The following is a 23,954-nucleotide window of genomic DNA, read 5'->3' as shown; positions in this document are numbered from 1 at the left end:
AAGCGGTCAAGGAGCGGACGCGGCAGATCTACATGGAGAAGTTCGGCGTGCGCATTCTTTAGGTCTAGGGGTTCACCGAGACGGCGCCGGTGCTCGCCATCAACACGCCGCTTGCCAACAAGTCGGGCACGGTCGGCCGCCTGTCGCCGCTGATGGAGGCGCGGCTTGAGCCGGTGCCGGGAATCGAGGGCGCGGGGCGGCTCTACGTGCGCGGCCCGAACGTGATGCTCGGCTATATGCGGGCGGAGAACCCGGGCGTGCTCGAGCCGCCGGAGAACGGGTGGCACGATACGGGCGACATCGTCGCCATCGACGCGCAGGGTTTCATCTCGATCAAGGGGCGCGCCAAGCGGTTCGCCAAGATCGGCGGCGAGATGGTGTCGCTGTCGGCCGTCGAGGCGCTGGCGACGGAGCTGTGGCCTCAGGTCGAGAGCGTCGTCGTGGCGCTGCCGGACGCGCGCAAGGGCGAGCGGCTGGCCTTGATGACAACGGATCTCTCGGCCATGCGCGAGGCCTTCGTACGCTTTGCGCGCCAGAAGGGGGCGAGCGAGCTGATGGTGCCGGCGGACATCCTCATCGTTCCGGGTCTGCCGCTGCTCGGCAGCGGAAAGCCCGATTACGTGGCGGCGCTGGCGCTGGCGAAGGAAAGAATGGCCGCCCAGCCGCGGAAGCCCGAGGCGCTGGTACCGGAGCCTTCGATTGTAATCCCGGGCAGCCCGCCGCGCGTGGCGTGAGCCCGACGCTTATGCCGAGGCGTATCTGGACCCCGACCTCCGTCGGGGTGATGCAACGTTTGTGGCTGCGGCTCGCACATTTTCAACGTCATCCCGGCGGCGTCATGGCGAAGCCATGCTCCGAATGGACGGGCGAAGCCATGCTCCGCATGGACGGGCGAAGCCATGCTCCGCATGGACGAGCAAAGCCATGCCACGCATGAACGGCCGGGATCCGGATACGTGAAAAAGGGGTTCGTCTACCGGCGTTCCTTGTCGCGCTGCCAATAGAGGAAGGCGGTCGTGACCAGCGCCGTCAGGATGATGGTGCCGATGATGTCGCTGCGCTTGATGAAGGCGAGCCAGACGTCGATGCCGGCGAGCGAGCCGCCGCGGCCGACCAGGAAGCCGTTGATCATCATCACGAACAGAACGGCCCCGGCGGTGAGCGCAGCCGCAATGGCGACCTGCAGCGATCGCTTCATGACGCGCGGCATCATGGCGACCTTGCGGCTGCCGACTGCGAACTGGGTATGGTCGGACATGGCGGGCTCCCTGCGTTCGAATGGATGGTCGTGAGGCGGCAAGCGCTCCAATCCCAAGGCGAATCGATCCAGGGAACGAGAGTAGCGGGCCTCGGGTTCGGCGCAACGCTCTGTGCGAGCATAAGAAAGTTTCGCTCAAGCCTGCGCGCGCCGCCTTGCCTCTTTCTAGCGGCGGACGCGGACGCCGAAGCGTAGCTCGTCGCGATCGTAATCGCCGTCGGCGTCGTTGGAGTCGAAGGCGAGGTGCTCGTAACGGGTGAACAGGACCAGCTCTGGGCTTGCGTAGTATTCGAGGCCGGCGAAGGAGAGCCACTGGCTCTCCGTGATCGGTGTGGCGTCGTAGTCGTAGCGGGTGTAGGCGATGCCGGCGGATGCGATCAGATAGCGGCGGAAGGCATGGCGCAGCTCGAGCCCGGCCGTGTGGGTGATGACGCCGCCCGAGTCGACCGTGGTCGTGTCGTAGATGTCGCTGGCCGCCGTCAGCAGCAGCGACGTGATCTCCGTCGGCCGCCAGGCGAGGTTGGCGTCGAACAGGACCGCGTCGACGGGCGCGAGGCTCGGCGCGTCGGGCACCTGGCGACCGTAGCCGATGCCGATCGTGCCACGCAGCACCGCGCCGGTCGATCCGAAGTCGAGGCCGATGCGCGTGCGCGTGCCGTCGCTATCGCGCGGGATGCCGTCGGCCGGAATGGCGCCCTTGTCGCGCTCGTTCCATTCCTGCTCGGCGAAAACGGAGAGCGTCGGCTTGAACTCCCAGGCCGCGCGCACGGCCTGCCGCGTCTCCAGCGTATCGCGGTCGGCGTTGCTCATGCCGTCGGTGTCCGAATAGGTGACGTCGCTCACGGAGCCGCGCAGTTGCACCGAAAGCCGGTTGAAGCGATGGGTGAGTGCGGCCTCGGCGCGCTCGACGGTCACGTCCGCGCGCTGGCCGATCCGGCTCGCGTCGATGGCGGAGCGGTCCTCCTGGCCGAAATCGCGGCCGACGATCGCCTGCAGGTTGGTGCGGCGGGTGATGTCGAGACGGCCGCGCGCTTCGATGCTCCAGGCGCGGTCGTCCTCGGAAGGGTAGGCGTCCTGGAACGTGTCGCGCGTCGTGCCCCTCACCTCGAGCGCATGGCGGGACCAGTTGGAGACGAGGCGCGCAGCCGTGCCGATCCCGAGGGCGATGTCGGAGTGTCGGTCGGGCGAGAAGAGCACGTTGTCGGTCCAGATACCGCCAAGCTCGACCTCGGGGAACAGCACGAAGCTGCCGATGCGGATGCCGACCGGGTCATAAGGCTCGAAGCGCGCGAGGCGGGCCGGGCGACGGTCCGTTGTGGCGGGATCGATGTCCTCGACCTGGAACAGGAGCGGGTCGTGGCCGGCGGGCGGGGTCATGAAGGCGTCGCGGTCCTGGGGCGGCCGGGTGTCGCGGGTCGGGTCGGCGCCGTCCTCCGGCGGCTCGGGCTCGGCGAGGTCGATGGTGCCGTCGAGGCCGGCCGGCGTGCCATCCTCCGTGCCGTCGCCGGAGGGGGATGCGCCGCCGTCGGTTTCGGAGAAGGAGTCCTCGCCCGGCCCGGCGTCATCGGCGGGATCGGCCTCGAGGTCGTAGAGGGAATCGCTTGCGGAGCGGCTGATGCGTCTCGGCGCTTCGTAGGCGGTCTCCGGGTCGGCGGCGGCGGGCTGTGTGCGGCGCTCGGCCGGGGGAAGCTCCTCGGCGCCGGCCTGCGGCACATGCGACAGCGCGGCGACAAGCGTTGCCACCGCGAAGCCGAACAGAATGAGGCCGAGCCGCCAGAGCGCCGTCACGAGGGGCGTCCTCATGTGGATGAATCGCACACGACGCACACCTTGACCGCCGGCCGGATACGGCCAGCGCAATACGGCTCGACACTAGGAACGGTCGGTTAACGAGCGCTTAAGCGTTGCGGCGGGCTCTCTCGCCCGCGCTCGCGGGACGCGCGCGAGGGGGCGTCACGCCGGCTCGACGGTGAAGACGATGCCGTGGGCGCCGGTGATGCGGACGCGCGCGCCCTTCGGCGCGTCGGCGCCGGAGGCAAGCCAGAGCGTATCGTCCACGCGCACGCGCCCGCGGCCGCCGGTGATGGCATCCTCGACCACGACGACGCGCCCGAGATACTGGGCGCTCCTCTGGTTGAGGTCCTTGTCCTCGCTCTCCACCTGCTGGAGATTGGCGACGTTGCGTATCCAGATGACGGTCGCGACGGAGATGAGCGCGAACAGCACGAGCTGCCAGGGATGGCTCAGCGCATCGCCGAAGGCAAACCCCAGGAGGCCGACGGCGACGGCAGAGACGCCGAACCAGAGAAAGTAGACGCCGGGGATCACGGTCTCGAGCGCCATGAGGATGACGCCGGCGATGACCCAGCTCCAGGGACCGAGGCTGGTTGCGAGGTCGATGAGGGTGGACATGGCGGTTCCCGCGAGTTGTAGGCATCCGGAGCAGGCGAATTATACCGGCCGATCCCGGTCCGGTTCAATCGGCCGGGGGCGGTTGCCGGGTGGCGCCGGAGCGCGCTCTCTCAGCCTTTTGACGACGGCACGCTCGGGCCGCCGCGGCCCGGCGGCGTCCGAGGCGCCTCTGGGGTCTTGGGCCCGAACGCTTCGCTCGTGATCTGCGCGAGACCGGCGATGGAGCCGATCACGGAGGACGCTTCGAGCGGCATCATGATGACCTTCTGGTTCGGGGCCTTCGCCAGCGCCTCGAGCGCCTTCACGTAGTTGTTGGCGACGAAGTAGTTGATGGCCTGCACGTTGCCCTGGGCGATGGCGCTCGAGACGAGCTCGGTGGCCTTGGCCTCGGCCTCGGCGGCGCGCTCGCGGGCTTCGGCGTCCTTGAAGGCGGCCTCGCGGCGGCCTTCGGCTTCGAGCACCACGGCCTGCTTCTCACCCTCGGCCTTGAGGATCGCGGCGGCGCGCAGGCCTTCCGATTCCAGGATCTGGGCGCGCTTCTCGCGCTCGGCCTTCATCTGACGGGCCATGCTGTCGATGAGATCGCGCGGGGGGGCGATGTCCTTGATCTCGATGCGCGTGACCTTGACGCCCCAGGCTTCGGTGGCCGCGTCGACGACGTGCAGGAGCTGGGCGTTGATCTTATCGCGGTTGGAGAGCAGCTCGTCGAGGTCCATGGACCCCATGACGGTGCGGATGTTGGTCATCGTCAGGTTGATGATGGCGTGCTCGAGGTTGTCGACCTCGTAAGCCGACTTGGCGGCGTTCAGGACCTGGAAGAAGGCGACGCCGTCGACACGCACCATGGCGTTGTCGCGCGTGATGACGTCCTGGCTCGGAATGTCGATCACCTGCTCCTTGACGTTCACGTGGTGGCCGACGCGCTCGACGATGGGGACCAGGAAGTGCAGGCCGGGCATCAGCGTGCGGGTGAAGCGGCCGAAGCTTTCGACGGTGTAGTTGTAGCCCTGGGGCACGACCTTGACCGTGGACCACAGGATGGCGGCTGCAAGCACGATCAAAAGCAGGCCGAAGATCTCGAAGCCGCCGCCATACATGGATGGGTTTTCCTTTCGTCCCGGACATTCAGACTACGTCGTTCGTACCCGCCAACTGGGGGCGTTTGAGGGCACGGTCAACGATCAGGCCACAGATTCCTTACCGATTGCTGTTTCCGGCAGATCCGACCACGGCTACGCGGGGCCGGAAACTACGCGCGCATACAACTCTATCGTCATTCCGGCTGACCGTCATGTCGCGTAAAGCGCGTGCACGCGAGCAGGACCCGGACGCCAGCGTGAAGGCAGCCGAAGGCGCACAAGATCTTCCGGCGCGATCGAAGGGGCCGTATCAGAGCCAGCCCTGAAGCTCGCGGCGCACGATGGCCTCGATGACGTCGAGGCCGTCTTCGCTGTCGTTCAAGGCCGGGAGATAGGCGAACTTCTCGCCGCCGCCGCCTTCGAAGATGTGCCGGTTCTCGCCGTTCAACTCTTCGAGCGTCTCGAGGCAGTCGGCGGAGAAGCCGGGCGCGACGAGAGCGAGGCGCTTCACGCCCTCGGCGGCGAGACGCTCGACGGTCTTGTCCGTGTAGGGCTGCAGCCAGGGGTCGTTGCCGAAGAGGGACTGGAAGGTGGTGAGCCAGCGGTCGGCGGGCCATCCCAATGCGTTCCGCACGAGCTCGGATGTGCCGAGGCATTGGGGATAATAGGGATCGCCCTTCTCGTAGTATTTCTCCGGCATGCCGTGGAAGGTCGCGATGATGCGCTCGGGCTCGAAATCGAGCTTTGCGAGGTTCGCCCTCATGGAGCGGGCGATGCGGTCGATATAGACCGGGTCGTCGAAGTAGGCGGGCGCGACACGGACGGCGGGCTGGCGGCGCATCTTCATCAACGCGCGGAAGGCCTGGTCGGCGGCGGTTGCGGTGGTGGCGGCGGCGTATTGCGGATAGAGCGGCACCAGGAGGATGCGGTCGCAGCCGGCGGCGACGAGGGCCTCGATGCGGCTTTCGGTCGACGGGTTTGCGTAGCGCATGGCCCAGTCCACGACCACCTTGGGATCCCCGGCGAAGCGCTCGCCGAGCTTTTCCGCCTGAGCGCGCGAGATGGTCTTGATCGGACTCTCGTTGCGCTCGTTGTTCCAGATGGTGGCGTAGTCACGGCCCTTGCGGCTCGGGCGCACGGTGAGAATGATCAGGTTGAGGATCGGCCACCACTTCCACCGTGGCTCCTCTATGACGCGCTCGTCGGACAAGAACTCCTTCAGGTAGCGGCGCATGGACCAGTAGTCGGTGGCGTCCGGCGTGCCGAGGTTGAGCAGCAGCACGCCGATGCGATCGTTCGAGGCCGGGATCGGCCCCTGCGGCGTGTGGTAAACCCCGGGCGCCCCGATGCCTTCAGTGTTCTTCTGCATGGCCGCCCTCCGCTGCTCCTTCGTCTTCAACGCAAACCGTATCCGATTGGATGCACGGTTCGCGCGATCTCCTCAACCCCGACCGACAGCCGGCGTCCTGGCGCGCGTCTCCTTGACGGGGGCGGACGCCTCGTCCTTCAACGCCTTCTTCTCCCGGATGGTCGCCGCCGCACCGTGCCAGATGCCCGAGATCCTGCGGCCGTGCGCCTTCGGCCGCTCGGCGAAGATCACCTCGCTCTGGGGCTTCGCGGCGCGGCGCAGGGCCGCCTGGTGCGTCGCGATCAGGCCCTCGATCTGCTCGGCGTCGGCGGCTGGGAGGGTTTCGGGCGCGAGGGTCCCAAGCCTGATCCGCAGAAGCGCGAGGTCGTGATCGTCGCCGAGCATCTGGGAGAGGTGGCGGGCGGCGTCGATCTGGGCCTCGAACAGGGCCGGCCAGGCGCGCGACAGGAGCGCCATGTGGCGCCAGTGGGTCTGCACGCTCTTGCGCCAGTTGTGGAACGCCTCGTCGCTCCGTTCGGCGTATGCAACGTCGCGGCGTGCGAGCGCCTTACGGCAGTTGCGCACCAGCCCCCGCTCGAGGGTCGCGAACGTGTCGGGGGCGAAGCGCAGCCGCCGGAAGCGCTGAAGCGCGCGCTCGAGCCCGGCGTCGGCCTCGGCTCGCTCTGCGGCGGCGTGGGCGGACGTCTCGGGGCTCTGCGCGAGCACGACCTCCTTGAGACGCGCCAGCGCCTGGCTTGCTGCTTGGTTGCGGGTCTCGGCTGCGAGCTTGACGATGGTTGCGACGATGACGTGGCCATCGCGGGCGGATGAGAGCGTGCCGGCGATGGCGCGGAAGTGCGCGTTCTCGGCGTGGTAGACTGCATCGCCCAGGCTATCGCGGCCGAGGCGCAGCAGGGCGCGGATCCGCTTCATGCATTTGCGCGCCTCGTGGATCTCGGTCGCCGGATCGACATTCGCCTGGAGCTGGCGGCGTGCCCGCTCGATCTGCTCCGTTCCGATGCGGCGAAAGCCTTTCTCGATCGGCTCGTCCAGGCGAAATCGAAAGGCCATGAAGGTGTCCGCTGGCTGCTGGCGCGCGTCATTTTGGAGAGTATAACGGGCACGGCGGACGATTTTCCATGGTGGTGTGCACCGAAGGTGAGCCTCGCGGGGCAATTTACCATGTGAGGCGGACGGCCGAGAGGCAATTCGCTCCTGCTTGAGGCGCGTTCGCGCCCGGCGGAACGGAGAGGCGCTCCCAGGCTAGGTCCGTCTCGATCATGTGGGAGGCGCATGGCGCGCGCTCCCCGTCGGCCGTCGGGGCGACCGGCACGTGCGCCGCCATCCGTCCGCCAACCAGCACCGGCTCGCCGTCCTTGAGCTTCTCGTGTCGCCAGGCGTCGAGCCTGTCGAGCGCGGGGCATGGCGGGTCCTCGTGGCTGCAGGCGGCGGGGAGCATGATCGATGCGAGCCAGACCGCGCGGCCGCGGCCGTCGAGCAGACGGACGGCGGTGGCGGTGGCGTCCGGCTCGCCGGTCGAGGCGGGGGGCTCGAGCGTCAGCGTCGGGGTCCGCGCCGTGACGCGGAGATCCTGCCGCGCCCTCACGGCGATCGCGGTCGTCGGCGGACGATCGGCGCGCACGGTGCGGAAGCCGACAGGATCGGTCGGCGACAGGATCGTGCGGGAGACGACGAGGCGCCATTCACTTGGCGGAAAGAGCCGGCGCAACGCGGTGCCCGCCTCGACGCCCTGGATCAGCACGACGTCGGTGCCGGCGAGTGGCCGGAGCGCAGCCGCCTCGACCTCCGTCACGATCCCGGGCCGGCTCTCGCGCTCGGCGCCGAACGTGGTGCGCCACGCCGGTTGGCGCACCACCGGCGTCGTCGGGGCCGGTGCAGGCCCAGACATCTCCCTGAGGTCGACGATGGCGACGACGAGGCCGTCCGCTTCAGCGTCTGCGCTTCGCGCGGCATCCCCGGCGGCGACCGGGGCAGCGGCGATCAGTGGCGACAGCGCCAACGCGACGCGGGCACGGTGGCGGCGCGCGACGCTCCGCCCGCGCGCCGTCGCGGCGTCATTCCATCGGCGCGCCATGCGGACATTCGGGGTGCGGCCTCCGGGCATCGCAGGCGCCTTTTTTGCGCATCAATCTGAGGCTATCCTTCAGCGAGTCCCCCCGCCAGACAAGGCTTTCGAGGTCCGGTCCATGCTCGCCATTCCCGAGAGAGAACCGTCGGCCGCCCGCTGGGCGACGCGGGCGGCTCTCTTCGCGTTCGGCATCATCGTCGCGGCGGCGTTCCTGTTCCGCCTGTTCGGGCTGCCGACGCCGGTCGCCTTCAACCTTTTCCTGGTCGGCATGGGGATCGCGGTGTTCTCGATCGCGAGCGCGGTGGCGGCCGCGATCGTCATCTGGCGGACGGGACGGCCCGGAACCGCGCGCGTGCTGTTCGCCGTGTGCCTCAGTGGGGCGCTGCTCTGCATCCCCGTGCTCTACACGATGTGGGTGCGCGAGTATCCGCTGCTCAACGATCTCACGACCGATTTTGACGATCCCCCGGCATTCTCGACCATCGCCAAGCTGCGCAGCCCGGGCGACAACCGTGTCGCCTACGACCGCAAGCGCCTCGCCGATGCACAGGCGCGGGCCTACCCGTTCATCAGGCCGATGCGGATCGAAAGGCCGGCGGACGAGGCCTACGCGCTCGTGGCCGATGCCGTGAAGCGGCTCAAGATGGAGATCGTGCGCGAGGGCGCTCCGGACGCGGAGGCGGGCACGCCCGGCGAGATCGAGGCCGTGGACCGGACCCTCGTGATGGGCTGGTATGAGGACCTTTCCCTCCGCGTCACGGGGAACGACGAAAGCTCGCGCGTCGACATCCGCTCGGCCTCCCGCTTCGGCCGCGCCGACATGGGTCACAACGCGGAGGGCATCCGCGAGCTCCTGAAGGAGATCCAGGCGCGCGTCGATGCGACGATGCCGACGGCCCAGGATGCGCGCGAGAAGGGCCAGCGGGCTAAGCGGGAGAAAGCGGCCGGTCCCAAGTCGGAGACCCGTCGCAAACCACGAGCCCGCGAGCAATGAGATGCTCGACGTGGGCCTGCACCGAGAGCGCGGCCGCGCTCGACAGCTTGCGGTCGATGGTCGGGTAGAGGACGGGCACGATGGACTGGATCGTGCCGAGGCCGCAGCGGATCGCCTCGAGCACCTGCTCCTCGCGCCAGCGCCGGTGCAGCAGATAGGCGCGGGTCGTGCGCTGCGGATCGTCGATGCGGTCGCCGTGCCCGGGCAGGTAGACACTTTCGCTGCGCGGCAGCAGGAGCGAGAGCGAGCAGACGTAGTCGGCCATCGAGCCTTCGGGCGGCGCGACGAGCGTCGTGTTCCAGGCCATGACATGATCGCCCGAGAAGAGCACGTTGCGGCCGAGCAGCGCGAAGCAGAGATGGTCGGGAGCGTGACCGGGCGTATGCAGCGCCTGGAAGCGCCATTCCTTCTCCTCGATCACGTCGCCGTGGGCGAGCTTCACGTCGGGCGCGAAGACGTAGTCGATGAACTCGGAGCCCTGCGGATTGGTGTCTGGGCCTATGGGCGGGAAGCCGTCGCGGCCATAGCCCATGACGGGTGCTCCCGTTGCCGCCTTGAGCGCCGCGGCGCCGTCCACATGGTCGCGATGGGCGTGCGTGACGAGGATCTGGCGGATGGGGCGGCCGGCGGCGGCCTTCAGGATGGCGGCCGAGTGGGCCTCGTCGGCGGGGCCGGGGTCGATGACCGCGAGCTCCGTCATGCCGACGAGGTAGGTGTTGGTGCCCTTGAAGGTCAGGGGGCTCGCATTGCCAGCGACGATGCGCACGATGCCGGGACTGACCGGCGCCGGCTCGCCATAGGTGAAATGCATGGTGGTCTTGAACGTCAGATCGTTCGTCATCGGCGCGCGCGCCCCGTGGGCTGTTCGAGGCGCAGGACCTTAGTCGATCGCGGCCGCTTAGCCTAGGTCATGACCTCATTATGGATGATGGCTCACCCTGCAGGGGCGCGGTCCTTTTTTGCGCCCCTGGTTTGAGACCTTGCAAACCATGGAGGTTTGTGGCGGTCTCGCTCCTGCCAGCGACGCAAAAGTCCTCGCGTCGATGCGTCATCCATAATGAGATCATGACCTACGTCAAAGGCTGAGCTGATAGGTGTGGGCGAGCCAGCGGTAGGACCCCGGTCCGGCGCGCTCGACGTAGCCGACGGATGGGAACGGCATGTGATATCCGACGACGGCGATGCGCTCCGTTGCCAGGCGATCGTAGACGCGCTTGCGCGTCGCGGCCGCCTGCTCGGCATCAACGTCGAAGACGCAGTGCCAGTCGGGGCGTGCGAGGGACGCGACCTGATGGTGCGCGCAGTCGCCCCAAAGGTAGATGGCTTTGCCTTCGCTCTCGATGAGGAAGTTCAGGTGCCCGGGCGTGTGGCCGTAGGCTTCGACGGCGCGGATGCCGGTCACGACGTCGTCGCCCGGCTTCAGGAAGGAGAACCGGTCGGCGATGTCGCTGGTGTTGGCGCGGAATAGGGTTGCGAATTTCTCGAGGTCTCCGGCGTGTTTTCCCTCGGGCGCCCAGAAGTCGTATTCGACCTGGCCGATGACGTAGCGGGCGTTCGGGAAGAGCGGTTTTCCGGCCTCCACGAGGCCGCCGACGTGATCGGGATGGCCGTGGCTCAGCACCACGATGTCGATGTCCTCGGGTTTGATGCCGGCGGGTGCGAGCTCGCGGGCGAGCCATCCGCCCGCCGGGCGCGGCACGAAACCGTTCTCGCCGTTGCCGGTGTCGAACAGGACGAGCTCGCGGCCGGTGTTGACGATCGTCGGCGTGAAGCCGGGCTGGTATTTGGCCTCGGGCAACAGGTTGTCGCGCATCAGGCGGCGCACGTCCTCCTCCGCGGCGTTGCCGCCGATGAGGGGAAAGGGACCGTCGATAAAGGTTTCGGAATCGGCGACGACGGTCATCTCGAAGCCACCTATCTTGTAGCGCTGGTGGCGGGGCTGCCAGGGTCCGAGTTGCGGAGCCGCGGCGTGTGCCGGTATCGAGAGGGCGTGCGACAGTGGCGCGGCTGCGAGCGCACCGGCAGCGTTCAGGATATAGCGGCGGCTGAGGCGAAGATCCTGGATCGGCATTGAGGTCGTCTCTCCGTGTTGCTAAGGGCGGAGGGCAAGGTAACGGAGCGAGACGAGGCATCGCTTGTACGAATGTGCTGCAAAAGCCGATGGCAGAGGTGCGGTGGACCTGCTGCCGATCTGGCATCTTGCACCGATGCGTGCCTTGTTCGCCGGGCCGCTCGGGCACAATGCGCCGCATGCCCACAGCGTGCCGGTGCTTCTCGCAGGGCTCTATGAGGCGTTCCGGTTGCGCATCGCGGGGAGCGATTGGCGGCCCTGCCGGACGGCGGTCATCCCGGCGGGCGTCTCCTACGAGTTCGACGTTGCGGGCCGGCCGCTCGCCGTCCTCTATCTGGAGCCGGGAGAGGCCGGTGCGGACGCGCTCGCGCCGCTCGTCGCCGAGGCCAGCGAGCAGAGTGGTGCGCTGGTCGGCCTTGCCTGCGGGGTCTCCAAGGAGCTTCGCGCCATTTACGAGGCGCGCGACGGGGCTCGGATCGTGCCCGATGCGCTCGACGATCTGCTCGGTTTCGCCAGCCGGCGGGTGCGGCGTACGCTCGATCCGCGCATCACGCGCGCTATCGCCTCTCTTTCGGCCGAGCGGGAGGAGGGGATGCGGGTGGTGGATGCGGCGCGGGCGGTTGGCTTGTCGCCCTCACGGTTTCAGCATCTGTTCGCCGAGGAGGTCGGCGTGCCGTTCCGCCGCTTCCGCGTGTGGCGGCGGCTGCGCGGGGCGATCGGCTCGATCGCGGCGGGCAGCAGTTTCACGGAGGCGGCCCATGGCGCGGGCTTCTTCGACCAGGCGCATTTTGCGCGCGCCTTCCGGCAGGCGTTCGGTGCGCCGGCCTCGCCGAGCCTGCGAAAGGTGCGGCGGGGCTAGAGAGTTTCCGTTTCAGATGGAAACAGCGGTTCGACATGCGCAAGCCCGTCTGGGCTCCGGCCTTCGCCGGAGTGACGTTGAGTTTGCGTAGCCCGCCTGCATACAAATGACGTCATCCCGGCATCATGGCGGAGCCATGCTCCGCATGGACGGCCGGGATCCAGACACGCCAATTGCTCGCGTGACCATGTTTCCACCTAAGTCGGAACGACTCTAGCCGTTGTCGAGGCCGGCGGCTTCGAGGCTCGAGGCGACGCGGAGGCACAGATCCTCGCGCCAGGGCGCGGCGATGACCTGCACGCCGTAGGGCATCCGGCCGGGCGCGCCGACCGGAACGGCGGCGACGGGCAGGCCGACGAACGAGATCGGCTGCGTGTAGATACCCATGTGCGCGCGCAAGGGCACGTCCTTGCCGCCGATCGACAGCGTCTTCTGGCCGAGCCGCGGGGCGCTCGTGGGCGTCGAGGGCGCCAGGATCACGTCATGGCGGCGGAAGAGGTCCGCCATCGTGTGCTCGAACATGCGGCGGAAGCGCTGGGCGGAGACGTACCAGCTCGCGGGCAGGAGGGCGCCGGCGAGGAAGCGGTCGCGCGTGTCGGGATCGAAATCGGCCGGACGGCGGCGCAGGCGCTCGAGATGCAGCGCGCTGCCCTCGGCGTTGGTGATGAGGAAGGCGGCCGCGCGCGCCTCCGCGGCCCGCGGGATGTCCACCTCTTCGGTCGCGCCCAACGCGTTCGCCGCGCGATCCAGGGCGGCCAGGGCGCCGGGCTCAGCGTCGGCGCGGAAATAGCCGCTGGCAACGGCGATGCGGAGCCCCTCGTGCCCCTTGGCGATCGCGGCCGCGGCGGGCTCGACCACGCGCGGCGCGCAGACGGGATCGGAGGCGTCGTGGCCTTGCAGCGCGTCGTAGACGCGCGCCAGATCGGCGACCGAGCGTGCGAACGGCCCCAGGTGATCGAGGCTGTCGCAGAAGGGGAAGGTGCCGGTGCGCGGCAGGCGGCCATAGGTGGGTTTGAGGCCGTAGAGGCCGCAGAAGGCGGCCGGCACGCGGATCGAGCCGTTGGTGTCCGAGCCGAGCGATACGGGAACGAAGCCGGCCGCGACGGCTGCCGCAGATCCGCCCGACGACCCGCCCGTCATGCGCGTCGTGTCGAGCGGGTTGCGCGAGGGGCCGTAGTGCGCGTTCTCGCCCGTGAAATCGTAGGCGTACTCGCCCATGTTGAGGGCGCCGAGCAGCACCGCGCCCGCTGCCGTCATACGCTGGACCAGGAGCGCATCCTCGCGTGCGGGCGGATCGGCCGCGCTGATGCGCGAGCCGGCGCGCGTCGAGAGGCCGGAGATCGCGTAGAGGTTCTTCACCGCATAGGGCACGCCCGCGAGTGGCCCGAGCGGACGGCCTTCGGCGCGGGCCCGGTCCACGGCTTTCGCCTCGGCCAGCGCGCGGTCGCGCGTGAGGTCGGTGAAGGCGCCGATCTCTCGATCCGCGGCATTGATGCGATCGAGTGCCGCGCGTGCGATGTCCTCGGCGGAAATCTCGCCCGACGCCACGGCACCAGCGATGGCGGCGGCGCTCCGCGGGGCCGGGGAAGCCGTCATTCCGCGCCGCGCGGGGTAAAGACGGGCGCGGCCTCGGTACTGGATGCCGCGGCGGTGGCCTCGACGAGCCGCGCCATGGTGCGCGCGACCTCGAAGAACATGGCGACGTTCGGCTTCCACTCGGGAGCGATGGTGAGTCCGAGGCCGGCGGCTGCGGCGTCGATCCAGGCCGCGGTGTCTTCGTTCGTCATGTCGTTCCGTCTTCTGGCTTTCGGGTGTCTTCGACCTTACCTCATATCTTACGTCATCGGCCCAGGGCAGGTCCCGCACGAGGGATCTTTCTTTGGCGCCCGCACGGCGCGGCGCTATCCTGGCGGCGGACGCAGGCAGGAGGACCCCATGAGCTGGCAGCCTTGCGATGATCCGGAGCCCGGCAATGCAGCCTCCTGCGATGCCATCGAGCAGGTCCTCATCCCCCGCGCGCGCGACATCGGCGGCTTCGAGGTGCGCCGCGCGCTCCCCGCGCTCGAAAAGCAGATGGTCGGACCTTTCATCTTCTTCGACCAGATGGGCCCGGCGGAGCTTCTCGTCGGCCAGGGATTAGACGTGCAGCCGCACCCTCACATCGGGCTTGCGACCGTCACCTATCTTTTTGCCGGCGAGCTCATGCACCGCGACAGTCTCGGCACGGAGCTGGCCATCAAGCCCGGCGAGCTGAACCTGATGTCGGCCGGGCGAGGGATCGTGCATTCGGAGCGCTCGAGCGCGGACGCGCGGGCCGCCGGCGGGCGGCTGTTCGGCATCCAGGCGTGGGCGGCGCTGCCGAAAGCGCATGAGGAGGATGCGCCGACGTTCGCGCATCATGACGCGGCCCTGCTGCCGCGCATCACGGGCGAGGGCAAGACCGTGCGGCTCGTCATGGGCTCACTCTACGGTGCGCGATCGCCGGCCTCGTTTCCGCACGACTGCTTCTATGCGGAGGCCGTGCTCGCGCCGGGCGCCGTGCTGCCGCTCGATCCGGACTACGACGAGCGCGCCGTCTACATCGTCTCGGGCGAGATCGACATTGCAGGCCAGATGTACGGGGAGGGCCGCCTGCTCGTGTTCCGCCCCGGGGATCGCATCTCGATCCTGGCGCTCTCGATGGCGCGCCTCATGCTGCTCGGCGGCGAGCCGATGGACGGGCCGCGCCATATGTGGTGGAATTTCGTGTCGTCCTCCAAGGACCGCATTGCGGCGGCCAAGGCCGACTGGAAAGCTCGGAAATTCGATCCCGTGCCGACCGATAGCCAGGGCTTCATGGCGGCGCCGGACTGAGCCCGGATGTGGCGTCGCGTCCCGGCGTGCAAGAAGCCGGTATGCGCCGAACGCATTAGGCGCTACCAATAAGGTCCCCCGACGTCGAGCAGAAAGGCCGGAGAAGCTCATGTCCCAAAATCCCTTTGAAATTCCCCAGCAGATGCGTGATCTCGCCGAGAAAAACGTGGATCAGGCCCGGGCCGCCTATGGCCAGTTCATGGACGCGATGACGCAGGCGATGAGCTTCTGGACGAAGTCTTTGCCATCCAACGATATGTCGTCAGGGTTCCGGGCGGTCCAGGACCGGGCGACCAAGTTCGCCAAGCAGAACGCGGAGGCCGCGTTCGCACTGGCAAGCGATCTCGCAAGCGCCAAGGACATCCAGGAAATCCTCGCGCACCAGAGCCGTTTCGCCCAGTCGCAGATGCAAGCCTATGCGCTCCAGGCTCAGGAGCTCGGGCGGCTCGTGACCGACGCGATGCAGAACCTGCAGCCGAGGAAATAGATCGCCGAAGCGATCGCGATCGGTTGTCACAACGCGACACATCAGATTGCGGTCGCCCGGCTCTGCGTCGGCGCCCGATTGCTTGGGTGGCGGCGTTCGCGTCTTCCGTCCGTGGCAGCACGATCGGGAGGCGCGAACGCCGCTCCCGGTTCTGCGCCGAAGCGGCGAGCCTGGACTGTTTCCAACCCGTTGAGAACATTGGCTGGGACGGGAGGGTTCGAACCTCCGAATGGCGGAATCAAAATCCGCTGCCTTACCACTTGGCTACGTCCCAAAACCGGCCGCGCGTCTCTTGGCGACCGACGCTTGGGCGCCGCACCATAGTGAGAGTGCACCGGCTCGGCAATCCTTGTCCGCACGATGCGCACCGCTCGCAGAAAGTGCCCACCAGTCGCTTGCCCTACCTGGGACCTGTCGTTATAAAGCCGCCTTGCGCTTCGGCCCCACTCGGCAGCCGAAGGGTTTTTTCACATACGTCGAGGACATTACGGTCGGGCGGAGCGTAGCGCAGCCTGGTAGCGCACTTGCTTCGGGAGCAAGGGGTCGGGAGTTCGAATCTCCCCGCTCCGACCAATGTCCTCAGACACCAGATAATCGTCCATTCCTGGCGCTCAAGATTTGCAGTGGGCGCGGCGCGTCTTGCGTCGCCCTTGCCATCGGCATCGGGCGTCCTGAGCCTTACAGCCAGTCCTACAAGAGCGACCACTGGCGGGCGGCCATGGCCCAGGCGACGATGACGGCATTCGAGGCCGCATGTGCGGCGATGGCGCTGGACAGGCGCCCGGTGCGGATCATCAGCAGCGCATAGATGGCGCCCGCAAGCGCGCCAGCGAGCCACCGCTGATGCATGAGGCCGAACGCGACGGAGGATCCGACGAACGCCAGAACGCTGGTCCGGCCGAAGCTCACGGTTTCAAATCGCGTCGAGACCAGCCATCGCGCCAGGAACCCGCGAAAGGCCAGCTCCTCGGCGATCGGGGCGATGGCCACGGAGCCGATCGCCCGCACTGCGAGCCAGGCGGCCGCGACCCAGGCCGGCAAGGTCGCGATCCACGCCGCGAGCGGGACCTCGGCGCTGGGGACCGGGTCGGTGACAATCCACGCCACGCCCACCGCAAATCCGACGGCGAGGGCGCTCCAGGCGACACCGGCAAGGAGGGGCCGGTATGCATCCCGGAACCACCAGAGCGCTGCGCCGGCGGCGAGGACCTTGACGGGATACAGCCATTGATCGTGCGGCGCGAAGGCGGAAGCAAAGATGTGCGCGGCGAGCATGGCCATGAACGGGGCCAGGAAGGCGAGCGTGAGGTCCGGCCGCTCTCCGGCCCCGGGTGCGCGACGCGGCGATCGCCGGCCGTCTGCCATGAAGAGCGGCACGCGGCGCGTGATGGCGACCGTGCCGAGCATGACGAGCAGAATGCTGATCCATCCCGCCTGCGAGTGAAATCCCTGCATCGCCATTTGCGGCGAGACGTGCGCCCCGATGCTGACGAGCAAAGCGATGCGGAGTGCGTTGAGCAGCCATATGGCACCCATTCCCAAGGGCAGGAGCAGCAGGACGTTGGGAAACTTCAGGTCTCTTCGAAAGACCCAGAGGTAGACCGAAAGGAACGTCAGGATGAGTGCTATCCCCTCGTATCCCGAGCACGAGCCATAGATCAGGACGGAGAAATCGCCTGCGCCGAGCAGCGCGCGTTCGCTGTCCAGGACGACGTGGGGCTCATAGAGCGTGAGGAGCCAATAGGACACCGAGAGCGTCGCGTTCGCGAGCGGCGCCCAGCCCTCCTGGGCGGCCCGGCCGAGACAGATGGCAACCACGCCGCCCGTCAGCGCCACCGCACACTCGATGGGGGCGCGGCGCGCCAGTTTCAGCCATAACGCGGGAGGAGCGGCCAGGAACGCGAGCGATATCCCTGTCGCCGGCACGAGGACGGAATAGGCGGCGAGCAAAAGCGGCGGCTGCTCGGCTGTTTGCATCAGGGCGATGCGAACGGCGATGAGGGCGATGAAGAGCGCGATATTCGCAAAGAGCCACGTGCTCGACATGCTCCGGAGCGTGGCGGTGTAAGCCGCAAGCATCTCGGCGCGGCGCGGCCACAACGCGAAAAGCAGCAGGCAAAAGGACAGGATCGCCCCTTTGGCCACGTCGTGCACGGTCTCGACGACGTTCCGCCAGAGTGCGGTGTCAGGCAGGGGGCGATCGAACGCGAAGGTGATGATCAGGAATTCGATCGCGGCGACGGCCACGAAGATCCAGAAGCGCCATTGGCCTGTCGGCCGCTGCGACGTTTCGGGGACGACGGCGGCAGCAGGCAGGGGCATATGCATGGCAAGATTACGGAGCCGGCGTCCTTGGTAAGACGGTTGCCGGTCCGATGGCTGGTGCCGGCCGAGCGTGTTGCGTGCCGCTTACTTGTTTCGGGCCCGGTTGAAGAGCACGATCGCGATGCCGCCGATGAGGGCGAACACGGCGATGGCTCCCGTGCCGTCCAACTCGGGTGCCGACGCAGGACCCGAAGACCCGGAGCCATGGCCGTGATCCGGATTCCACCAAGACATTGCCAACGCCTGGTCCACGGTCAGAGCCATGCTGACCAGCAGCGTTGCCAAGCGTGCCTTCAATCCACCCATCATATCGTCTCCCGCTCGGGCCCCTGAAACCGTCTCGACTATTCCTATCCTTGCGAGCACGTTAGCGCTAAACGGTCCTTGTGTTTATACATTTTGGGCGCAGATAGTTAACCGCGAAACGGCCATAAGCGTTTCTCGGCCTTTCGGGCGCAATCGGGGTGGTTTCGTTGCGGCGGCAGGGGGCCGGCCACCATTCAGTTGCGCGGCTTTCCGCTGCTCTCCAACCTGGATGACAGTAGGTGTATCTGGGAAATCGGGATTGACGCTGTGTCCGGAAAGTTTCGGAACACCAGGGTCCCGGGTCCGTTGACGATAGCGTGAGGCAGGAGAGGTTTCGCCCGGACGATGACGACGGACGACAAGCGTGGGAAGGCTCGCAAGCGCATCCTCAAGGGCGCCCGGATCGTGTTCAACGGCCGCGCCTCGACCCTGTCATGCACGGTCAGGGATATTTCGGAGAAAGGCGCGCGGCTGCGTGTCGCGCAGGGGCAAGCGGTGCCGTCGCGGTTCGATCTCCTGATCGATACGGACGGCTTCGAGGCGCCGTGCAAGGTTGCGTGGCGAAAGGGCGAGGACGTTGGCGTTACCTTCGAGGCGCCTCCGACCGTAAGTGCGTCAAAGCGTGCGCAGGTCATCACGGCGATCGGGCGTACTCCGGCGTCGACCCTGCGCAAGCCGAGACCGTAGACCTGCGGTCCGGTGGCCGGGATGTGCTTCGGCGCCCCCGACGTCTCCACCCTTCGTTCTCATCCCCTGCGATTGCGTGTAGGCTTTCCGCCGCGAAAGGCTCCGGGACGCATGCGCGCCGCCTGCTTTCTCGCTTGCGTTGGAGGATAGGCATGGCGAAGACGAAGAAGGGCGGGAAGCTCGAGCGGGTGCTGGCGGAGCTTCGGAAGCTCAGATCTGAGGTCGAGGCTCTCGCCGCGCAACAGGCGGCCCTGTTGGCTCGCCTTCCGGCGAAACCTGCGACCCTTCCGGCGAAGAAACCCGCGGCGCGTCCCGTGCAAAAGCCGGCCCGGGCTCGTGCTGACGCAAAACCCGCTTCTGCCGCCAAACCGAAGGCCGCCGCGACGAGGCGTGCCGTGCCCGCGGCGGCGCCGGATATCGCTGCCGGCTAGACAGCGGAGCGGTCTGACGGATGCGTGGGTTTAGCCGCGGCCGCGGTAGGGGGCGACGCCCTGGTCGGGGAGCCAGACGTCCTTCGGCAGCTTGCCGGTCTGCCAGAAGACGTCGATCGGGATGCCGCCGCGCGGATACCAGTAGCCGCCGATGCGCAAGAAGTGCGGCTCGAGCAGCGTGGCGAGGCGTTTGCCGATGGCAACCGTGCAGTCCTCGTGGAACGCACCGTGATTGCGGAACGAGGCGAGGTACAGCTTCAGCGACTTGCTCTCGACCAGCCAGTCGCCCGGCACGTAGTCGATGACGAGATGGGCGAAGTCGGGCTGGCCGGTGACCGGACACAGCGAGGTGAACTCGGGCGCGGTGAAGCGCGCGACATAGGCCGTGTCGGGATGCGGGTTGGCGACGCGCTCGAGCAGCGCCTTGTCCGGCGTCTCGGGGATCGCCGAGGCTCCGCCGAGAAGCGTGATGCCGGATGTCTTGCGACCCATGGGCGTGCTGCTCCGCTACTCGGCCGCGAGACGCGTCGGCGTGCGCGGACCGCGGTAGATGCAGCCCTCGTGGCAGCTATCGCGCGAGACATGGATCTCGGCGAGTCCCGGCACGCGGTTCTCGAGACGGTTCCAGAGCCAGATGGAGATGCGCTCGAGGGTCGGCGCCTCGAGGCCCTCAACCTCGTTCAGGAGGCGGTGGTCGAGTGCGTCGTGAGCGTCGGCGATGGCGGCGGCGAGATCGTCGAAATGAAAGACGTAGCCGGTTTCGGGGCTCGGCTCGCCGTCGATGACGATGCGCGCGCGGAACGAGTGGCCATGGATCCGGGAGTTCGGATGGCCTTGCGGCGCGGACGGCAGGAAGTGGGCCGCCTCGAAGAGGAATTCTTTGTAGATGCGCATGGGGGTGACATAGGGGATTTCGGCGCTGGGCGCCAGAGTTAGGCAGTAAGGCAGTAAGGATGTTTCACTGCCTACTGCCTTAGGGAATTCCAATTCGCTTGTGGGTCTGCACGGAAAGGCGCCAGGCGGGGTTCGCTTTCACGTAGGCGACGGCGGCGGCTGTGTTCTCGGCGAGCGCGGGGCCGTCCATGGGGCTCAGGAAGCGGCGCGGGAAATCGAGCGCGAGCAGGGTCTCGGGCGCAAGCCCGGCCTGCGGAAAGACGAGCTTCAGCTCGTCGCCCGTCGTCTGGCAAAGCGCGGTGCCGGCCTTGGGGCTGACGCAGATCCAGTCGAGGCCGGGCGGGAGCGGCAGCGTGCCGTTGGTCTCGATGGCGACGCTGAAATTCTGTGCATGCAACGCATCGATCAGTGCGGTATCGACCTGCAGCGCCGGCTCGCCGCCGGTCAGCACGACGAAGCGGTCACCAGGCCCGCCCTGCCACGCACCGGCGACCGCAGCGGCGAGACCGCCGGCGTCCGGGAACTTGCCGCCGCCTTCGCCGTCGGTGCCGACGAAGTCGGTGTCGCAGAAGCGGCAGTCGGCGCGCTCACGGTCCTGGTTGCGCCCGGACCACAGATTGCAGCCGGCAAAGCGGCAGAACACGGCTGCGCGCCCGGCGTTCGCGCCCTCGCCCTGGAGCGTGTAGAAGATCTCTTTCACGGCATACATGGGGTGATCCCTAGGACCCTGCTGTCCCAAGTCAAGCGGTGCACGGCTGCTTTCGTTATCGAAAATGAGGGAACCCGAGGCGTTTCAGCGGGGTATCATCCCCGGGATGATCACAGAGGAGCGAGGACCATGCAGTGCTCCGTTTGCGGCGCCGAAGCCGAAGACCTGACATCGGGCGAGTTCGACGGTCTCGTCGTCCGCTGCAAACATTGCGGCGAGTATGCGGTCGCAGACAGCGCGCTCAACGCCTTCCTGCGGCTCGACTACGACGCCCGTGTGGCCGCGCTCGATAAAGCGAAGACCGGCGCGGGGGCCGCGCGGCCGGAGATTGTTGAGGGGATGTTGTGAGGGGCGGGGGTTGGGCAACGGGCAGCAGGCAGTAGATACCGCGTTGCCTGCTGCCTTGCTGCCTGCTGGAGCTCTTCAGTGTCCCTCCACCTCGCGGCGGCTTGCTTCGAAGAGGAACCAGTGGCGACGCTCGCTTTCGTCGATCCAGTTCTCGATCAAGCTCGCGGTGGCGACGTCGTTGTGCTCGTCGGCGACGTCGTGGACCGAGCGCAGGCGCGCGACCAGGTCCCTGTTGTCGTCGCGCAGCTCCGCGATCATGTCGAGGGCGTCGACGTAGTCCGCGTCGTTGTCCTTGATGCGCTGCAGCTTGGCGATATGCCCGATGGAGCGCAACGTGGTGCCGCCGATCTTGCGGACGCGCTCGGCGATGTCGTCGGTCATGGCGAAGATCTGCTCGCTCTGCTCGTCGAGCATCAGATGGTAGTCGCGGAAGTGGGGGCCGCTGACGTGCCAGTGGAAATTCTTGGTCTTGAGATAAAGCGCGAAGACGTCGGCGAGCAACTCGTTGAGTGCGCCGGAGATGTCGCGCACCGCGTTGTCGCCAAGGTCGCTCGGCGTTGCGAGCGGGGCTTTGCGACGCTCGGCGGCTTTCTTGAGATCGGTCTTCGGCTCGGCCATGGGGGAACTCCATCGGATGGGTGGGGGAACACGCCATCCCTTACGTAGGTTCCCGTTCCGGCGAAGGGAAGGGTCGTGCCGGCACAAGCGTCGTTCGCCGTTAACGATACGTCGCGGCTGGGCCCTCGCGCCAATGATCGGAGGGTTCAGGGCTTTCCGGCCTTCCACGTTTCCCAGCCCCTGGCGCGGAGCCGGCAGGCGGGGCATTCGCCACAGCCCCAACCCCAATCGTGGCGGTGCGTCCGGTCGCCGAGATAGCAGGTGTGCGTGTCCTCGCGGATGAGATCCACCAGCGGCGCGCCGCCGAGAGCGTCGGCCATGGCCCATGCTCCGGCCTTGTCGACGTGCATGAGCGGCGTCTCGATCGCGAACTCCCGATCGAAGCCCAACGCGATGGCCTTCTGCTGAGCGTGGATGGCATCCGCGCGGCAGTCGGGATAGCCGGAGTAGTCCGTCTCGCACATGCCGGCGACAAGGGTCCCGATGCCGCGACGATAGGCAATGGCGGCAGCGTAGACGAGGAAAAGGAGATTGCGGCCGGGCACGAACGTCGAGGGCAGGCCGGCTTCCGTCATGGCGATCTCGGTCGAGCGCGTGAGCGCCGTCTCGCTGATGCGCCCGAGCTCTGTGAGCGCGATCTCATGATCGGAGCCGAGCCGGTCCGCCCAGTGGGGGAATATGTCGGGGATGCTGTCGCGTACGATTCTGCGCTGCGTCAGCTCGACGGAATGGCGCTGATCGTACGAGAAGCCCACGGTCTCGACGCGCTGAAAGCGTTCGAGCGCCCATGCGAGGCAGACCGTCGAGTCCTGGCCGCCTGAAAAGAGGACGAGCGCGCCGTCGCCGGACATCAGAAACTCTTTCCGTCGACGCGGTTGATGGTGAGGGCGTCGGGATCGATCGCGTCGATGCAGCGCACATTGAGCGCGATCATTTGCGACCCGTCGGGTTTGGACCCGCGCGCGAAGCTCGTCACGCCGCAGGTGGCGCAGAAGAGATGATGGATGACGTGCTTGTTGAACTGGTAGTCGGTCAGGGCGTCCTCGCCGGCCGTGAGCGTGAAGTCGCTGGCGGGAATGAATGCGAGCAGCGTGCCTTTTCTACGGCAGATAGAGCAATTGCAACTCATCGCCTGGGTGATAGGGGTGCTCCTCGCCTCGTAGGCAACGGCGCCGCAGTGGCAGGAGCCGTGATAGGTTTGCTGGTCGGCCAATGGTGTGGTCCTCCTTGTCCCGTGTTTCCCAACCGCAGAGGGTCGTCGCGGGGTAGGGTAGGACGGCCTACCCGATGGGGTCTTTCCGGACCCTACAAACCCGTTTACAACCCGCTGCAGCTTGCCCTGCCGTTTCTTCCGAGGTCGATGTCCCCGGTCTCTGAAGCGACCCACGATCCTCGCACAAGAAACGTTTGTCCATCAGACTTCCAAGGAACGCCCCATGACCGCAATCGTCGACATCCTCGGCAGAGAAATTCTTGATAGCCGCGGCAACCCCACCGTCGAGGTCGACGTGATGCTCGAGGACGGGTCCATGGGGCGGGCGGCGGTGCCGTCGGGCGCCTCGACGGGCGCGCACGAGGCTATCGAGCTGCGCGACGGGGACGGGGCGCGCTATCTCGGCAAGGGCGTGCAGAAGGCCGTCGACGCCGTGAACGGAGAGATCTCGGACGCGCTGATCGGCCTCGACGCCGAGGACCAGCGCGGGCTCGATGCGGCGATGATCGCGCTCGACGGGACGAAGAACAAGAGCCGCCTCGGCGCGAACGCCATTCTCGGCGTGTCGCTGGCGGCCGCCAGGGCCGCCGCGGAGGCGTCGGGCCTTTCGCTCTACCGCTACGTCGGCGGCGCGTCCGCGCACGTGCTGCCGGTGCCGATGATGAACATCGTCAACGGCGGCGCACATGCCGACAACCCGATCGACATCCAGGAGTTCATGATCATGCCGGTGTCGGCGGCCACGTGCGCCGACGCCGTCCGCATGGGCGCCGAGATCTTCCATACCCTCAAGAAAGCGCTCAAGGACGCCGGCCACAACACCGGCATCGGTGACGAGGGCGGTTTCGCGCCGAACCTCAAGAGCGCGGACGACGCGCTCGGCTTCATCATGAAATCCATCGAGAAGGCCGGCTACAAGCCCGGCGACGACGTGATGCTGGCGCTCGATTGCGCCTCGACCGAGTTCTACAAG

At 67.5% G+C, this 23,954-nt stretch carries 27 protein-coding genes, 2 tRNA genes and 1 pseudogene; 10 read left to right on the top strand and 20 right to left on the bottom strand.

The features are described from left to right. A pseudogene (locus tag V7082_RS16115) lies at positions 1-734 on the top strand (AMP-binding protein); the annotation flags it as partial. Between the two features lie 239 nt (positions 735-973). On the opposite strand, the gene V7082_RS16110 reads toward V7082_RS16115, so the two are convergent. From V7082_RS16110 to V7082_RS16080, 7 genes are all read right to left on the bottom strand, one after another. Then, complete coding sequence (locus V7082_RS16110) at positions 974-1,258, bottom strand: hypothetical protein (protein ID WP_334150269.1); 285 nt, start codon at positions 1,256-1,258, stop codon at positions 974-976. Between the two features lie 165 nt (positions 1,259-1,423). Further along, positions 1,424-3,061, bottom strand: coding sequence for an outer membrane beta-barrel protein (locus V7082_RS16105; protein ID WP_334150268.1), 1,638 nt, complete (start codon positions 3,059-3,061; stop codon positions 1,424-1,426). A 150-nt stretch (positions 3,062-3,211) separates the two neighbouring features. Then, a complete protein-coding gene (locus tag V7082_RS16100) occupies positions 3,212-3,670 on the bottom strand; it encodes an NfeD family protein (protein ID WP_334150267.1) in 459 nt (152 codons plus the stop codon). Positions 3,671-3,780: 110 nt separating this feature from the next. Beyond that, a complete protein-coding gene (locus V7082_RS16095) occupies positions 3,781-4,767 on the bottom strand; it encodes an SPFH domain-containing protein (RefSeq protein WP_334150266.1) in 987 nt (328 codons plus the stop codon). A 292-nt stretch (positions 4,768-5,059) separates the two neighbouring features. Further along, on the bottom strand, positions 5,060-6,118 hold the full coding sequence (gene hemH, locus V7082_RS16090) for a ferrochelatase (RefSeq protein WP_334150265.1): 1,059 nt from the start codon (positions 6,116-6,118) through the stop codon (positions 5,060-5,062). Between the two features lie 72 nt (positions 6,119-6,190). Beyond that, entirely contained in the window at positions 6,191-7,168 is a 978-nt protein-coding gene (locus V7082_RS16085; RefSeq protein WP_334150263.1) for a CHAD domain-containing protein, read from the bottom strand. Between the two features lie 106 nt (positions 7,169-7,274). Continuing rightward, positions 7,275-8,222: a hypothetical protein gene (locus tag V7082_RS16080; RefSeq protein ID WP_334150261.1), complete on the bottom strand. Its 948-nt coding sequence runs from the start codon at positions 8,220-8,222 to the stop codon at positions 7,275-7,277. An 82-nt stretch (positions 8,223-8,304) separates the two neighbouring features. Between V7082_RS16080 and V7082_RS16075 the strand changes: the two genes are divergently transcribed. Next, on the top strand, positions 8,305-9,180 hold the full coding sequence (locus V7082_RS16075) for a DUF1499 domain-containing protein (RefSeq protein WP_334150259.1): 876 nt from the start codon (positions 8,305-8,307) through the stop codon (positions 9,178-9,180). Here V7082_RS16075 and V7082_RS16070 read toward each other — a convergent pair. Both V7082_RS16070 and V7082_RS16065 read right to left on the bottom strand, forming a co-directional pair. Beyond that, positions 9,113-10,021, bottom strand: coding sequence for an MBL fold metallo-hydrolase (locus V7082_RS16070; protein ID WP_334150257.1), 909 nt, complete (start codon positions 10,019-10,021; stop codon positions 9,113-9,115). The genes V7082_RS16075 and V7082_RS16070 overlap by 68 nt on opposite strands. Before the next feature lie 234 nt (positions 10,022-10,255). Next, positions 10,256-11,251: an MBL fold metallo-hydrolase gene (locus tag V7082_RS16065; RefSeq protein ID WP_334150255.1), complete on the bottom strand. Its 996-nt coding sequence runs from the start codon at positions 11,249-11,251 to the stop codon at positions 10,256-10,258. A gap of 103 nt (positions 11,252-11,354) precedes the next feature. On the opposite strand from V7082_RS16065, the gene V7082_RS16060 reads away from it, so the two are divergent. Then, positions 11,355-12,110 carry a helix-turn-helix domain-containing protein gene (locus tag V7082_RS16060; protein WP_334150252.1) on the top strand — a complete coding sequence of 252 codons (756 nt, stop codon included), beginning with the start codon at positions 11,355-11,357 and terminating at the stop codon, positions 12,108-12,110. A 213-nt stretch (positions 12,111-12,323) separates the two neighbouring features. On the opposite strand, the gene V7082_RS16055 is transcribed toward V7082_RS16060, so the two are convergent. Then, on the bottom strand, positions 12,324-13,706 hold the full coding sequence (locus tag V7082_RS16055) for an AtzE family amidohydrolase (RefSeq protein ID WP_334150251.1): 1,383 nt from the start codon (positions 13,704-13,706) through the stop codon (positions 12,324-12,326). Further along, positions 13,703-13,897, bottom strand: a complete 195-nt coding sequence (locus tag V7082_RS16050) for a DUF4089 domain-containing protein (RefSeq protein ID WP_334150249.1) — start codon at positions 13,895-13,897, stop codon at positions 13,703-13,705. Before V7082_RS16050 ends, V7082_RS16055 begins: the two co-directional genes overlap by 4 nt. Positions 13,898-14,045: 148 nt before the next feature. Here V7082_RS16050 and V7082_RS16045 point away from each other — a divergent pair, with 148 nt between their 5' ends. Both V7082_RS16045 and V7082_RS16040 read left to right on the top strand, forming a co-directional pair. After that, the gene (locus V7082_RS16045) at positions 14,046-14,963 is read left to right on the top strand and encodes a pirin family protein (RefSeq protein ID WP_334150247.1); all 918 of its coding nucleotides are present in this window, start codon (positions 14,046-14,048) and stop codon (positions 14,961-14,963) included. A 109-nt stretch (positions 14,964-15,072) separates the two neighbouring features. Then, the gene (locus V7082_RS16040; protein WP_334150245.1) at positions 15,073-15,450 is read left to right on the top strand and encodes a phasin family protein; all 378 of its coding nucleotides are present in this window, start codon (positions 15,073-15,075) and stop codon (positions 15,448-15,450) included. Between the two features lie 199 nt (positions 15,451-15,649). Here the strand turns inward: V7082_RS16040 and V7082_RS16035 are convergent. After that, positions 15,650-15,724 (bottom strand) — tRNA-Gln (locus tag V7082_RS16035). Positions 15,725-15,946: 222 nt separating this feature from the next. Here V7082_RS16035 and V7082_RS16030 point away from each other — a divergent pair. Then, positions 15,947-16,023: transfer RNA gene (locus tag V7082_RS16030), tRNA-Pro, on the top strand. A 117-nt stretch (positions 16,024-16,140) separates the two neighbouring features. Here the strand turns inward: V7082_RS16030 and xrtE are convergent. Together xrtE and V7082_RS16020 are read right to left on the bottom strand one after the other, a co-directional pair. Next, complete coding sequence (gene xrtE / locus V7082_RS16025) at positions 16,141-17,778, bottom strand: exosortase E/protease, VPEID-CTERM system (RefSeq protein ID WP_334150242.1); 1,638 nt, start codon at positions 17,776-17,778, stop codon at positions 16,141-16,143. An 81-nt stretch (positions 17,779-17,859) separates the two neighbouring features. Then, on the bottom strand, positions 17,860-18,081 hold the full coding sequence (locus tag V7082_RS16020; RefSeq protein ID WP_334150240.1) for a hypothetical protein: 222 nt from the start codon (positions 18,079-18,081) through the stop codon (positions 17,860-17,862). 345 nt (positions 18,082-18,426) lie between these two features. Here V7082_RS16020 and V7082_RS16015 point away from each other — a divergent pair, with 345 nt between their 5' ends. Together V7082_RS16015 and V7082_RS16010 are read left to right on the top strand one after the other, a co-directional pair. Continuing rightward, positions 18,427-18,768, top strand: coding sequence for a PilZ domain-containing protein (locus V7082_RS16015; RefSeq protein WP_334150238.1), 342 nt, complete (start codon positions 18,427-18,429; stop codon positions 18,766-18,768). Positions 18,769-18,920: 152 nt separating this feature from the next. Next, a complete protein-coding gene (locus V7082_RS16010) occupies positions 18,921-19,199 on the top strand; it encodes a hypothetical protein (RefSeq protein ID WP_334150236.1) in 279 nt (92 codons plus the stop codon). 30 nt (positions 19,200-19,229) lie between these two features. Here the strand turns inward: V7082_RS16010 and queF are convergent, their stop codons facing one another. From queF to queE, 3 genes are all read right to left on the bottom strand, one after another. Continuing rightward, positions 19,230-19,691 (bottom strand): preQ(1) synthase, encoded by a 462-nt coding sequence (queF, locus tag V7082_RS16005; RefSeq protein ID WP_334150234.1) that lies wholly within the window; start codon positions 19,689-19,691, stop codon positions 19,230-19,232. A 15-nt stretch (positions 19,692-19,706) separates the two neighbouring features. Beyond that, positions 19,707-20,093, bottom strand: coding sequence for a 6-pyruvoyl trahydropterin synthase family protein (locus V7082_RS16000; RefSeq protein ID WP_334150232.1), 387 nt, complete (start codon positions 20,091-20,093; stop codon positions 19,707-19,709). A gap of 79 nt (positions 20,094-20,172) precedes the next feature. Next, a complete protein-coding gene (gene queE / locus V7082_RS15995) occupies positions 20,173-20,802 on the bottom strand; it encodes a 7-carboxy-7-deazaguanine synthase (protein WP_334150230.1) in 630 nt (209 codons plus the stop codon). A 129-nt stretch (positions 20,803-20,931) separates the two neighbouring features. Between queE and V7082_RS15990 the strand changes: the two genes are divergently transcribed. Continuing rightward, positions 20,932-21,150, top strand: coding sequence for a hypothetical protein (locus V7082_RS15990; protein WP_334150228.1), 219 nt, complete (start codon positions 20,932-20,934; stop codon positions 21,148-21,150). A 75-nt stretch (positions 21,151-21,225) separates the two neighbouring features. Here the strand turns inward: V7082_RS15990 and V7082_RS15985 are convergent, their stop codons facing one another. From V7082_RS15985 to V7082_RS15975, 3 genes are all read right to left on the bottom strand, one after another. Next, the gene (locus V7082_RS15985) at positions 21,226-21,768 is read right to left on the bottom strand and encodes a Dps family protein (protein WP_334150227.1); all 543 of its coding nucleotides are present in this window, start codon (positions 21,766-21,768) and stop codon (positions 21,226-21,228) included. 146 nt (positions 21,769-21,914) lie between these two features. Further along, complete coding sequence (gene queC, locus V7082_RS15980) at positions 21,915-22,619, bottom strand: 7-cyano-7-deazaguanine synthase QueC (RefSeq protein WP_334150225.1); 705 nt, start codon at positions 22,617-22,619, stop codon at positions 21,915-21,917. Then, positions 22,619-22,981, bottom strand: a complete 363-nt coding sequence (locus tag V7082_RS15975) for a GFA family protein (protein WP_334150223.1) — start codon at positions 22,979-22,981, stop codon at positions 22,619-22,621. The genes queC and V7082_RS15975 overlap by 1 nt, the downstream gene beginning before the upstream one ends. 223 nt (positions 22,982-23,204) lie before the next feature. Between V7082_RS15975 and eno the strand changes: the two genes are divergently transcribed. Next, positions 23,205-23,954: phosphopyruvate hydratase (gene eno / locus V7082_RS15970; RefSeq protein WP_442909809.1), on the top strand; the 750-nt coding region annotated here is incomplete at its 3' end.

The sequence above is a fragment of the Hyphomicrobium sp. genome, from assembly GCF_036833075.1.
Classification (GTDB): Bacteria; Pseudomonadota; Alphaproteobacteria; order Rhizobiales; family Hyphomicrobiaceae; genus Hyphomicrobium_C.
The sequence above is the reverse complement of the archived record's forward strand: the minus strand, read 5'-3'. Positions and strand labels throughout refer to the sequence as shown.